This is a genomic window from Microtetraspora malaysiensis (assembly GCF_050947145.1).
Classification (GTDB): Bacteria; Actinomycetota; Actinomycetes; order Streptosporangiales; family Streptosporangiaceae; genus Microtetraspora_A; species Microtetraspora_A malaysiensis.
In genome coordinates, this window is record NZ_CP191998.1 from 4,651,427 (window position 1) to 4,663,678 (window position 12,252).

Below are 12,252 nucleotides of genomic sequence, written 5' to 3' on the forward strand. Positions count from 1 at the left end.
CCGATGCTGGAGAAGTCACATGACTCATCCACGCCGATGGTGGATCCTCGGCGTTCTTGGTCTGGCACTACTGGTGCTCAGCGTCGACAACATGATCCTCCCGCCGGCCATCCCCGCGCTCAGGCGCGAACCGGGGGCCGGCCCGGCGTCGACTGACTGTCTGTGGATCTGCCGCCCCGAGCGGGAACGCTCAGACGGCGGACGACCGGCGCTGAACGCGGTCGGCGTCCTCAGCACGGTTCTGGGCTTGGTAGAGCCGTAGCGCCTGACGCCACGCGCTGCGGGCCTGCTGCCGGTCACCGATCGTGGCGTGGACGTCTCCGAGGTGTTCCAGGGTGTTGGCTTCGTCGAAGGCGTTGCCGATCTCTTGGAGCAGCCTGAGAGCTTCGTTGTAGTAGCTCAGGGCTTGGTCGTACTGACCTGTGTGGTGGGCGATGTATCCCAGGCTGTCGAGCGTGTTGGCTTCTCCGTCGCGGTTCTGGTGGCGGCGGAACAGGGCCAGGGCCGCTTCGCAGTGGGCGAGGCCTTCGGTGTGCAGTCCGAGCTTGCTCGCGTACCAGCCCATGTCGTTGAGCGCGTCGGCTGTCCGCACAGGGTCGTCGAGGGCTTGGTAGTGGTCCAGGGCCTGGGTGGTGTGCTCCAGAGCCTGCCGAAAATCCTCCCGCTGCGCCCAGGACATCGCCAGACCTTGATGGATCTGGGCCTGGGCGGCGAGGTCCCCTGTGCGCTGGGCGAGGGTGAGCGCCTGCTGCAAGTGATCCATGGCCAGGCCATGTCGGCCCATCCGCGTGCAGGTGTGGCCGAGGATCCGGTGAGCCAACGCTTGAGCCTCCGGGTCGTCGAGATCGCGAGCGGCTTCCAGTCCCGCCAGCCAGCTGTCGAACTGGTCCTGAATGGTTCCGCGCCGGAAGTGGAAGGTGCCCAGGCTCCAGGCGAGCCGCCATACCGCTTCGTGCCAGTTCTGCTTCGCGGCGAGGTGTTGGGTGGCCAGCAGACAGGCATGTTCGCCGGCGAACCATGCCCAGGCGGCGGTGTCGTCGGCCGGCGGCCCCTGCCACCATCCAGGAGCGGGGGCACCGAGCTTGATCGGTGCGCGATGCGGCGCGAGGAGCCGTTCGGAGGCGTAGGCGGTGTGCAGGTGGAAATCGACCAACCGCCGAAGCGCGGCCTGCCGAGCGGTCTCGGGCTGGTCCTCGCGGGCTTGTTCCGCGGCGTAGAGGCGGACCAGGTCGTGCATGCGCCACCGGCCCGGAGCGTGCTGATGGACCAGGGACATCCCTTCCAGCTCTCGCAGCGGTCCGCGTACTCGGGCGGGAGGCAGGCCCGTCAGGGCGGCGATGGCGCCGAGGCCGATGTCCGGGCCCGGTGCCAGGCCCAGCAGGCCGAATACCTCGGCGGCTCGCGTGGAGAGGCCGAGGTAGGAGGCGGTGAACACGGCGCGCAGGTTGGTCCGCAGATCTCCGGTGTCCCACGCGTCCAGCCGGCCGGTGGTGTCCCGTAGCTCGGCGGCGAGCGCGGCCAGCGGCAGCTGCGGGCTGAGCACGGCACGGGCGGCGAGGACGGCCAGCGCCAGCGGCAGACCCGCGCAGCAGGCCAGCAGGTAGGCCACGGCTTCCGGTTCCGCCGCCAACCGGTCGGCGCCGAGTTGCTGGAGGAGCAACTGGTGGGCCTCGGCGTCGTCGAGTGCGTCCAGAGCGACCGGCCGGGTGCCGTTGGCCGCGGCCATTCCGGCCAGCTGATGGCGGCTGGTCACCACGACCGTACAGGTGGGGCTGCCGGGTAACAGAGGCGCGGCCTGGTCGGCGTCGCGGACGTTGTCCAGCACGATCAGCATCCGCCGTCCGGCCACCAGGCTGCGGTACAGGCCTACCTGCGCGTCCAGGTCTGTCGGCATCCCCTGGGGATCGACGCCGAGTGCCTCCAGGAAGCCGCGTACGGCGGTGGCCGGGGACAGCGGCTGCTCGATCGGATCGAAGCCCCGCAGATTGGCGAACAACTGTCCGTCGGGGAAGCGGTCGATGTTCTCGTGCGCCCAGCGTAGGGCCAGCCACGTCTTCCCGATGCCCCCGATCCCGCCGATGGCGGAGATCACCACCGTGCCCCCTGGCCGGCCGCATTCGTCCAATGCTCTGCTGAGCTGCCCGAGTTCGGCTCTTCGGCCGGTGAACCGGGCCGGCGGGGCCGGCAACTGACGCGGCACGATGCCGGGCGGTCCGGCCAGTGTGACTGTCGCGGAAGCGGGCAGTGCCGTCGTGGGGTCGGCGGTCAGGATGCGGCGGTGCAAGTCCTGCAGTGACGGGCCGGGGTCGGCGCCGAGTTCCTCGACCAGGTGCAGCCGGATCCGCTGGTAGTGCTGGAGGGCCTCGGCCGACCGGCCGCTGCGGTGCAGGGCGAGCATGAGCTGGCCGGCCAGCCGCTCGTCCAGCGGATGGCGTGCCGCCCGCATCGTCAACGCGGGAACCAGTTCGGCGTGCCGCCCCGAACGGAGGTGGGCGTCGGTGAGGTCGAGTTCGGCGGCATGCCGCTGTTGGACCAGGCCTTCGCGCAGCGTGTTCAGCCAGGGGGTGTCCAGGTTGGCGAAGGCATCCCCGCGCCATTGGGCGAGCGCCTGCTCCAGCAGACGTCGGGCGTGGACGTCGTCGGCGGCTCGGGCTTCTCCGACCCAGCGCTGGAACCTGTGCATATCGACCATCATGGGATCGACGCTGATCACATAGCCGCCGCTCTGCCGTGCGATTCGCGCGCCGTCGACCGCCGCCAGCATCTGCCGCAGGCGGGACAGGTAGCTGTAGAGCGTGTCGCGACCATGCCGAGGCGGGTGGTGGCCCCATGCCCGGTCCAGGAGCTGATCGATCGACACGCGCCTGCCGGCCTCGACCAGCAGTACCGCGAGTACGCACCGCTGGCGGTGATGCCCGAGTTCGACGCGCCGGCCGTCTACGCGAACCTCCACGTCACCCAGAAGTCGGAACTCCATCGGCACGCCGCACCTCCATCTCTCGATCACCAGTCTGTAGCGGTTCCAATCTGCCGATTCAAGGTTGTTCGCAAGGATTGTCCAGGGTTGGCCGCGCATCGTCGTCGACGAACCGGTGCGCGGTCGTCGTCGGATCCACCCCGGACCGAGGCGACCGACTGTTGCCAACGAAGGAGATCCCATGAAGCGCACGTTGCTCCGCCTGATGGCCGCCGTGCTGTTCGCCGTGTCCGCCACGGCCGGTGGGGTGGTCGTCGCATCGTCCGCGTCGGCCGATGACCAGGACTGCTGCTGATGAACATGCGGTGAAGACAGTCAAAAGCGGTCCGGCCGGAGTCACTTCCGATGACTCCGGCAGGACCGCCGGGTTCTCGGCCTGGGACGTCGCGCTCCGGGCCGTAGTCGATGGCGCTATTGCCCCACTCGGCCGTCGATGCGTTCGCGCAGCAGATCGGCGTGCCCGCAGTGGCGGGCGTACTCCTCGACCCGGTGAACCCACAGCTCCCGGACAGCGGCGCCGTCGCGGATCACCCGCGCCCCCAGATCCGGATACTCGGCCAGCGCCGCATCGGTTGCCGCCTGTTCGCGAGCAAGATCGGCGAATGCGCCGTCGACCAGCGCCTGCTCCGCAACGGCTCCCTCGAAGTCGCTGTCACGCGCTCCGTACAGCTTCGGTGCCGGATCTTCTGGCTGAATCCAGGTACGCCAGTCCCGCTCCACCTCGGCAAGGTGGCGAACCAGCCCCAGCAAGGACATGGTCGACGGCGGCACCGACCGGCGCGCCATTTGCTCCGGGGTCAACCCCTCGCACTTCATCCGCAGGGTCAGTCGATAGCCGGTCAGGAAGTCCTGCAGCGTCGCCAACTCACCGTCCGGGCTGACCCCGTCCGTGTTGCGGGGGTCCTCGTCGGGGTTCACCCACATGTCGGGGTAGACACTGGCCTGGGTCCACCGCTCGGGTATGTCGCTCACCGTGTGAATGATTCTGAGCAACGGTCCGACAGGCAAGTGATTATTCGGGCGCGCCAGGCGACGCCGCCGTTGAGCCCGGTTCCGCTGGCCGCGGTCGGCGGCGGGTCACCACTGGGTGATGAGCGGTGTGTCCGGTTCGTGCTGCCGCCAGGCTTCGGCGAGGCGGGCGAGGCGGGTGGGGGCGGCGATGCCGCGCACGGTTGCGATCTTGCCGTTGGTGACGTCGAACGTCACGGCGCCGACGACCTGGTCGCCGACCACGAAGAGGATGGCGGGGGCGCCGTTGACGAGCGCGTAGTGGATGGCGGGCGTGCCGCCGGCGAATCGCCGTTTCGCGGGTGTGGGTTTGAAGCCGGCCCGTACGACGGCGGCGATGCGATGCGGAGTGTCGTACTGCAGCAGCCTCTCGGCCAGGCCGGCGCCGTCGGAGATCGCGGTCGCGTCGTCGGTAAGCAGCGCCACCAGCCGTTCGGTGCGGCCCGAGGAGGCAGCGGCGAGGAATTCCTCGACGACCCTGCGGGCGGATGCCGGGTCGACTTCGCCACCGCGGCGGCGCGCGGCGGTGATGCGGCGCCGGGCCCGGTGGAGGTGCTGCTGGCTTGCGGACTCGGTGATGTCGAGGATCTCGGCGATCTCGGCGTGGCTGTAGGAGAACGCTTCGCGCAGGAGGTAGACGGCCCGCTCGAGGGGTGACAGGCGCTCCATGAGAGTGAGCACGGCCAGGGCGGCCGATTCGCGCTGCTCGAAAGTGTCGGCAGGGCCGAGCATCGGGTCGCCGTCGAGGAGCGGTTCGGGCAGCCAGGAGCCGACGGTGCGTTCGCGGCGGGCCTGTGCCGAGCGGAGCCGGTCGAGGCACAGGTTGGTGACGACTTTGGTCAGCCATGCTTCCGGCACCTTGATCCGCTGCCGGTCGGCGGCCTGCCAGTGCAGGAACGCGTCCTGCACGGCGTCTTCGGCGTCGGCGGCGGAGCCCAGCAGCCGGTATGCCAGCGAGGCCAGCCGGTTCCGGCTGGCCTCGAACCGACTGGTGTCGAAGCGATCAGTGACGGTTCTGTCCACGCGTGCCACGCAAGGTCGCGGCTACGCGACCACGTTCGCGGCGGACACATCCGGCGCGGCGGCCACGCGGCGCCTGCGCCTGGGCACGCCGAAGGTCGGGTGCGAGTTGGCCCACAGCGACATCTTGAGGATGCCCGCCTTGATCCGCGCGGCCTTCCGGCCGCCCACATACGTCGGCTTCGCTTGCCCTTCGTCGTCGACCATCTGCAGGATCCCGTCCCGCCGCCCGAGGCTGATGTGGTTGCCCAGGTAGACCAGCTTGGTCTTCGCGATCTTGCGGCCGGTCAGGCGTCCCACGATCGCGTGGATCGCCTGCCCGCCGGTGAAGCCGGCCGAAGCGCAGGACATCGGCAGCGGCCGGCCGTTGTCGCCGATGGCGTAGCCGCTGTCGCCGACGGCGTAGACGTTCGGGTGCGAGACCGACCGCATGGTGCGATCGACGACGATCCGACCGTTCTCGGTGACCTCCAGCCCGCTGGCGGCGGCGATGGGGCTGACCGCGAACCCGGCCGTCCACACGGTTGCGTCGGACGCCAGGGCGGTGCCGTCGGCGCACAGCACCCGCGTCGCTCCGACGGCTTCGACGCTGGTGTGCTCCAGGACGGTGATGCCCAGCCGGTCGCAGGCCTGGTGCAGGTGGCTGCGGGCTCCGGCGGAGAGCCGGGCACCCAGCTCGCCGCGGGCGACCAGCGTCACCGGCAGGCCGGGCCGGGATTCGGCGATCTCGGTGGCGGTCTCGATGCCGGTCAACCCGTCGCCGACGACCAGCACACTCCCGCCTTCGCCCCGCCTGCCCCGCCTGCCCCGCCTGCCCAGGCTGTCCAGGCGCTCGCGCAGGCGCAGCGCCGAGGGCCGGCCGGTGACGTCGAAGGCGTGCTCGGCCACGCCGGGGACACCTTCGACGTCACCGGCGCTGCCGAGCGCGTAGACAAGCGTGTCGTAGCCGAGCTCACCGCCGCCGTCGGCGTCGGCCACGGCGACGACTTGGCGCTCGGGGTCGACGGCGGTGACACGGGCCAGGCGCAGCCGTATCCCCGTCCCCGCGAAGAGGTCGGCGAGCTTTTGTGCCTCGATCTCCCGGCCGGCCGCCAACTGGTGCAGCCGCAGCCGCTCGACGAAGTCCGGCACAGCGTTGACCACGGTGATCTCGGTGTCCGCCGGGGACAGCCGGCGGACCAGGTTCCCGGCCACGTAGACCCCGGCATAGCCGGCGCCGAGGACGACGATGCGGTGCTTCATGTGTTACTCCTGTCGGTTCGCTTGCTCCCGGTGAGTTGAGCGGAGCGGCGCCCCGATTGCTGACAGGAACCGCATGTGGCATCGGTCACATGCCGGCCCGGCGCTCGGCGGGGCCGGTGTTACCTGCGCGCGCTGGTCCCGTTCGCCGAGCTCATTCGTCGAGCGTGAGCTCGGCCAACTGGCCGCGGGAGGTGACGCCCAGCTTGGGGAAGGCCTTGTACAGGTGCTGGCCCACGGTGCGCGGGCTCAGGAACAGGTGTGCGGCGATGTCCCGGTTGGACAGCCCCGTGGCGGCCAGCTGCACGATCTGCCGTTCCTGCGGGGTGAGCCGCACGAAGCGGTCCACGCCGTTACGGCGCGGCGCGCTCCAGCCCGTGGCGCCCAGTTCCGTACGCGCCCGCTCGGCCCAAGGTTCGGCGCCGAGCCGCTCGAAGACCTCCAGCGCGGCCCGCAACTGCTCCTGTGCTTCGCCGGTGTGGCGAGCCCTGCGCAGCCACTCCCCATACAGAAGTTCGGTACGCGCGCGGTCGAAGGGTCGATCGTGGGCGGCCAGCGCGGCGCGGAAATGCGCGCCGGGGTCGCCGGAGGTGTCCAGCAGGGCGCGGCATCGGGAGACCAGGGCGTCGGCCCAGCGCTGATCCAGCATCGCCGCCCAGGCCTCCAGCCGGGAGAACGGCTCCGCGGCGCGGGCGATCCTGCCGCTGCGCAGCGCGGCCTCGACCAGGTCGGGGACGTGGTGCATGGCCATGATCTGGTTGCGGGACCGACCGTAGACGAGCGACTCCAGGCTGAGTAGGGCCTGCTCGGAGCGTCCCTGGCCGAGGTCGAGCAGGGCGAGCGCGCCCGGGTGCGCCGTGGCGGGATCGAGCGCCTCGCCCCGGACTGCCGCGAACTGGTCCAGCAGCCCGGCGGCCTGGCGCGCCCACGCGGGCTGGCTGGTGTCGCCGGAGATGGCCACGGCCTCACTGGCCAGGCTGCGTGCCTCGGCGTGGCGGCCGCGAGCGTACTCGACCCGCGAGAGGAACGTCAGTGCCTGCGGCAACAGACCGACCATGCCCTCGGCCCGGATCGTGGCAGTGGCCGCGGAGGCCAGCATGTGGGTACGGGCGTCGTATTCGGCCAGGCCCAGCCCGCCGATCAGCAGCAGCCCGCGACGGTCGGCCTTCGCCAGCGCGCGGGCCGACTCCACCACCTCGCCCAGGGGCGGCAGCCCGTCCGCCGGCCGGCCGAGCGCCATGGCGATGAACCAGCGCGACAGTTGGTGGACCGGGACGACCTCGTCGCCGGGCGGCACCTGGAGCGCGTCGAGCTGCTCGGCGGTGCGCCAGGCCATGTCGCGGTCCCCGTCGAACCAGATCATGGACGCGGCGTCGAGCAGGAGCCCGGCGGCCGAGCGCGGATCGGTGGCCGCCAGATGGTCGACGCCCGCCGACAACATCGCGTGCGCTCCCGCGAGATGTCCTTCGCCATAGTCGGAGCAGGCGCGCACCCGGATCAGCCGGGAGGTCAGCTCGGTGTCGGGATTGCCGGCGCCTTCGGCCAGGTTCCTGGCCTGATCGAAGCGGCCGCTGTACTCGGTCGCCTCGGCGGCGAGCGTGAGCCTGCGCGCCCGGTCCGCGATTTCTGGACTCAGTGAGGCGGCGCGCTCGTAGGCCGCCGCCGCGGCCGCGTACCCGCTGCGGGAATGGGCGCGGTCGGCGGCCGACTCCAGCCGGGCCGCCACCCGCTCATCGGCGGCCAGCGTGGCCGCGGCCAGGTGCCAGGCACTCCGGTCGGCGTCCGCGGTACGGTCCAGGGCGTCGCTGAGCGCGTGGTGCACAGTCAGCTGCCTGGCCAGCGGCGTACGCTGCCAGACGGCCGCGCGCACGAGAGGGTGGCGGAACTCCAGCCGCTTGCCCTCACCCAGGACGACCAGCCCGGCCGCGAGCACCTGCTCCAAGTCCTCCGGCATACTCCCCAGCGCACCGGCGGCGGCCAGCACGATGCCCGGCTCACCCGTGCTGTCGGCGGCGGCGACCTGGAGCATGACCTGGGCGCTCGTCGGCAGCCCGTCGGCCTGGGCGGCGAAGGCCTCCTCCAGGCGTGCGGTGAGGGAGAGCTCGTCGGCGGGACCGTGCGACTTGGGCAGCTCGATGAGCGCCAGTGGGTTGCCCGCCGCCTCGGTGAGAATCCGCTGCCGGGACCCGGCGGGCAGGGTGCGGCCGGCGGAGTCGAGCAGCTCCGCGGCTGCCGCCTCGTCCAGGCCGGACAGCTCCAGCACGGGCAGTCCCTTGGCCTCGAACCCCGGGCGCGTGGCGAACACCATCACCACGCCCTCGGCCGCCAGCCGCCGCGCCGCGATCAGCAGCGCTTCGGCCGAGGCGTGATCCAGCCACTGGGCATCGTCGATCAGGCACACCACCGGCCCGTTCTCGGCCAGCTCGGACAGCAGCGACAGGACCGCCAGCCCGATCAGGAACCGGTCCCCCGCACCGCTCTCGCCGAGCCCGAAGGCGCCGCGCAGGGCGGCCGCCTGCCTGTCCGGGATGTGCTCCAGACGGTCGAGTACCGACCTGAACAGCATGTGCAGGGCACTGAACGGCAACTCCGCTTCGGCCTCGATGCCCGTGGTCCGCAGGACGTGGACATCGGTCCGGTCGGCGTGGCCGAGTAGGGCGGTCTTGCCGATGCCGGGCTCCCCCAGGACGACGAGGGCGCCGCTGACCCCCTCCCGCGCACCGTCCAGCAGCGCGTCGATGATCTTCGACTCATGATCCCGGCCCCACAACATGGGTCGAAGATTACCTATGCGATGACTCATGCCGAGATCTTGGGCTCCTTCTACTGTTGTCGACATGAAGCCATACAGCGTGAACATTGCCCAGGCCGACCTCGATGACCTGCACGAACGGCTCCGGCGCACCCGATGGACCCGCGAGATCGCCGGGCAGGGCTGGAGCCGCGGCGTACCCCTGGACTACCTCAAGGGACTGGCCGACTACTGGCTCAACGACTTCGACTGGCGGGCGGCCGAGACTGAGTACAACAAGCACCCGCAGTTCGTCACCGAGATCGACGGGCAGAACATCCACTTCTTCCACATCAGGTCGAGCTCCGAGGACGCCCTGCCGTTGCTGCTCCTGCCCGACAACCCGGGCGGCGTGATCGGCTTCCTCGACGTGCTCGACGAGCTGTCGCGCGACTTCCACCTGGTCGTCCCTTCCTGCCCGGGCGTCGGGTTCTCCGGCTATGTCACCGAGCCGGGCTGGACGGTTCCCCGTACGGCTGCGGCCTTCGCCGAGCTGATGTCCAAGCTCGGCTACGAGCGGTTCGGGACGCAGGGCGGCGGCGGAGGCGCCAACCTCGGCCTGGAGCTGGCCCGCCAGGTGCCCGAGCGGGTAGTCGGCGTGCACGTCAACGCCTGGGTCGCCTTCCCCTCGCCGGACGAGAGCGAGTTCACCGCCGACGAGCAGCGGCGGCTGGGCATCATGCAGAACTTCATGCAGGAGGGCCTCGGATTCAACCAGATCATGTCGACCCGGCCGCAGACCATCACCTACGGGCTGACCGACTCACCGGTCGCGCAGCTCGCGTGGATCGTGGAGAAGTTCAAGGAGTGGACCGACTCCGCAGCCGAGCTGCCCGAGGACGCCTTCTCTCGCGACCGGGTGCTGACCGACGTGAGCATCATGTGGTTCACCGCCACCGCGGGGTCGGTGGCCAACCTCTACTACGACATGGGCCACGACCCGGGCGCCTACGCCCCCAAGCCGCAGGTGACCGTTCCCACGGCCGTGCTGCTGGCCAAGGATGACGTCACCATCCGCCGCTTCGCCGAGCGGGACGCCAACATCCAGCGCTGGACCGAGCTCGACCGCGGCGGCGCCTACCTGGCGCTCGAGGTGCCCGACCTGCTGATGGCGGACGTGCGGGCGTTCTTCGGCCCGCTGGCCGAGCCGGCTTCCGCAGCGAGCGCCTGACCAGGAAGTGCACGACGGGCCGGGCGAACGCCCACAGCAGTGCCCCCAGGGGCACCTCGAGTCGCTCGGCCCAGATGATCCGGCTGCGCAGGCCGGGACCCGGCTGGCCGTTCACTGATGGCCTGGATTCGGGGATCCCGGAGGAGAGATCGGGGGGTATGCCCTACCGCGCGAGGCCAGATGATGCTGCATGATCTTCCTTGTGAAGGCGATGGTGATAACGGGCGGTCTGCTGGCTTCCGCGGCGTTGGTGAGTGGATGTGGCTTGCAGAACATCACGCGAGCAGCCAACAACGAGACCGTCACGTACGACGTGAAGGACAAGGTGGCCAGGGTCGTCCTGGTGGGCGGCTCGGGTGAGATCGAGGTCGGCGAGGCGGACGACAGCGTCGTCAAGGTGGGCGAGACCCTCCGCTGGTCCTCAGGCAAGCCCGTCACCGAGCACAGGGTGGAGGGTGACGCTCTCGTGATGAGCTACGAGTGCCCGCACGCCATGGACAACTGCTCGGTCAGCTACAAGGTCAAGGTGCCCAAGGGCATGCGGGTAGAGGCGAAAGCCGGTTCGGGTGACGTCCGCCTGAACGCGCTGAGCGGCCCCACCAAAGTGGAAACCGGTTCCGGTGACGTGTACCTCACCGAGCTGAGCGGTCCGATCACGGCCAAGGTGGGGTCCGGGGACCTGGAAGGCACCGCGCTGACGGGTAAGGAGCTCAAGGTCGAGGCCGACTCGGGCAACGCCACGCTGAAGTACGCCACCGCTCCCGACAACGTCAACGTGTCGGCCGGCTCAGGGGATGCGAAGATCACACTTCCCGACGGGCCATACAGCGTGGACACCCAGACGAGATCGGGTGACACGACGATCTCGGTGAAGACCGATCTGGGCTCGCCGCACAGGGTCGTGATCCACACCGGTTCCGGCAACGTCAGCCTTCTGCCCGCGTAGTTCGCGCCGCTGCCCGGCGACATCTTCCCCGCCTTCCTCCGGGAACGGCGGGGATTTGGTGTTCATCAAGGGCGCCGGCCCGCCGGCTCGCCTGTCCACGCCCTCCTCGGGCGGCGAGTTCCGCACCGCCCGGCCCGACCTACGATTCTCCTGTGACAAGCAACAGATCCGCCACCTCGCAGCATCTGAGCGACCTCGCGCGACTGCGGCGTGTTCGGGACCGGATCGACCGGGAGTACGCGCAGCCGCTGGACGTGGAGGCGCTGGCCCGTGGCGTGCACATGTCGGCCGGGCACCTCAGCCGCCAGTTCCGGCTCGCCTACGGGGAGTCGCCGTACTCCTATCTGATGACGCGTCGCATCGAGCGCGCGATGGCGTTGCTGCGTCGTGGTGACCTGAGCGTCACCGAGGTCTGTTTCGCGGTCGGCTGCTCTTCTCTGGGCACCTTCAGTACGCGTTTCACGGAGTTGGTCGGTATGCCGCCCAGCGCGTACCGGCGGGAGGCGGCGCGGGCGACAGCCGGGATGCCGTCGTGCGTGGCGAAGCAGGTGACCAGACCGGTCAGGAATCGAGAAGCGCCGACTCCCGAGCCGCACATAGCCTGACCCGCATGGATATCACTATTCACACGTCCTTTCTCCCGCATGACGACCCGGACGCATCCCTGTCCTTCTATCGCGACACCCTCGGCTTCGAGGTCCGCAGCGATGTCGGACACGGCAAGATGCGCTGGATCACGGTCGGCCCCGCCGGCCAACCCGGCACGTCCATCCTCCTGGCGCCGCCGGCCGCCGACCCCGGCATCACCGACGACGAGCGCCGCACCATCGCCGAGATGATGGCGAAAGGCACCTACGGCTGGATCTTGCTGGCTACCCCCGACCTTGACGGCACGTTCGAGAAGCTGCAGGCCGGTGACACCGAGGTCGTCCAGGAGCCGACCGAGCAGCCGTACGGGGTTCGCGACTGCGCCTTCCGCGACCCGGCGGGCAACCTGGTCCGCATTCAGGAACTGCGCTGAGCCGTGCGCGGGCCACGCGACGCCCGTCCGGCTGATACCGGGCGGGCGTCACGTGGCCTCGGCCGGCACCGCGATCGGA

Annotated in this window: 9 protein-coding genes; 4 read left to right on the forward strand and 5 right to left on the reverse strand. The window is 70.2% G+C overall.

The genetic code is table 11. The features are described from left to right. Positions 1-190 precede the first annotated feature (190 nt). The 5 genes from ACQP1V_RS22080 to ACQP1V_RS22100 all read right to left on the reverse strand — a co-directional run bounded on the left by ACQP1V_RS22080 (position 191) and on the right by ACQP1V_RS22100 (position 9,017). Positions 191-2,977 carry a BTAD domain-containing putative transcriptional regulator gene (locus ACQP1V_RS22080; RefSeq protein ID WP_433411251.1) on the reverse strand — a complete coding sequence of 929 codons (2,787 nt, stop codon included), beginning with the start codon at positions 2,975-2,977 and terminating at the stop codon, positions 191-193. A gap of 411 nt (positions 2,978-3,388) precedes the next feature. Beyond that, on the reverse strand, positions 3,389-3,949 hold the full coding sequence (locus ACQP1V_RS22085) for a DinB family protein (RefSeq protein ID WP_433411253.1): 561 nt from the start codon (positions 3,947-3,949) through the stop codon (positions 3,389-3,391). A 105-nt stretch (positions 3,950-4,054) separates the two neighbouring features. Next, on the reverse strand, positions 4,055-5,008 hold the full coding sequence (locus tag ACQP1V_RS22090) for a sigma-70 family RNA polymerase sigma factor (protein ID WP_433411255.1): 954 nt from the start codon (positions 5,006-5,008) through the stop codon (positions 4,055-4,057). A gap of 21 nt (positions 5,009-5,029) precedes the next feature. Next, a complete protein-coding gene (locus ACQP1V_RS22095; RefSeq protein WP_433411257.1) occupies positions 5,030-6,247 on the reverse strand; it encodes an NAD(P)/FAD-dependent oxidoreductase in 1,218 nt (405 codons plus the stop codon). 151 nt (positions 6,248-6,398) lie between these two features. Continuing rightward, positions 6,399-9,017, reverse strand: a complete 2,619-nt coding sequence (locus ACQP1V_RS22100) for an ATP-binding protein (RefSeq protein ID WP_433411259.1) — start codon at positions 9,015-9,017, stop codon at positions 6,399-6,401. A gap of 64 nt (positions 9,018-9,081) precedes the next feature. Between ACQP1V_RS22100 and ACQP1V_RS22105 the strand changes: the two genes are divergently transcribed. The 4 genes from ACQP1V_RS22105 to ACQP1V_RS22120 all read left to right on the forward strand — a co-directional run bounded on the left by ACQP1V_RS22105 (position 9,082) and on the right by ACQP1V_RS22120 (position 12,173). Next, positions 9,082-10,206, forward strand: coding sequence for an epoxide hydrolase family protein (locus tag ACQP1V_RS22105; protein WP_433411261.1), 1,125 nt, complete (start codon positions 9,082-9,084; stop codon positions 10,204-10,206). Positions 10,207-10,471: 265 nt separating this feature from the next. Beyond that, positions 10,472-11,152 carry a DUF4097 family beta strand repeat-containing protein gene (locus ACQP1V_RS22110; RefSeq protein ID WP_433411263.1) on the forward strand — a complete coding sequence of 227 codons (681 nt, stop codon included), beginning with the start codon at positions 10,472-10,474 and terminating at the stop codon, positions 11,150-11,152. Positions 11,153-11,304: 152 nt separating this feature from the next. Further along, entirely contained in the window at positions 11,305-11,757 is a 453-nt protein-coding gene (locus ACQP1V_RS22115; RefSeq protein WP_433411265.1) for a helix-turn-helix transcriptional regulator, read from the forward strand. Positions 11,758-11,762: 5 nt separating this feature from the next. Next, complete coding sequence (locus ACQP1V_RS22120; protein WP_433411267.1) at positions 11,763-12,173, forward strand: VOC family protein; 411 nt, start codon at positions 11,763-11,765, stop codon at positions 12,171-12,173. Positions 12,174-12,252 lie beyond the last annotated feature (79 nt).

Excerpts from the sequence above, each read along its gene's own strand:
- ACQP1V_RS22095 (WP_433411257.1), bottom strand. The coding sequence starts at position 6,247 with ATGAAGCACCGCATCGTCGTCCTCGGCGCCGGCTATGCCGGGGTCTAC.
- ACQP1V_RS22120 (WP_433411267.1), top strand. The coding sequence starts at position 11,763 with ATGGATATCACTATTCACACGTCCTTTCTCCCGCATGACGACCCGGAC.
- ACQP1V_RS22080 (WP_433411251.1), bottom strand. The coding sequence starts at position 2,977 with ATGGAGTTCCGACTTCTGGGTGACGTGGAGGTTCGCGTAGACGGCCGG.
- ACQP1V_RS22100 (WP_433411259.1), bottom strand. The coding sequence starts at position 9,017 with ATGTTGTGGGGCCGGGATCATGAGTCGAAGATCATCGACGCGCTGCTG.
- ACQP1V_RS22105 (WP_433411261.1), top strand. The coding sequence starts at position 9,082 with ATGAAGCCATACAGCGTGAACATTGCCCAGGCCGACCTCGATGACCTG.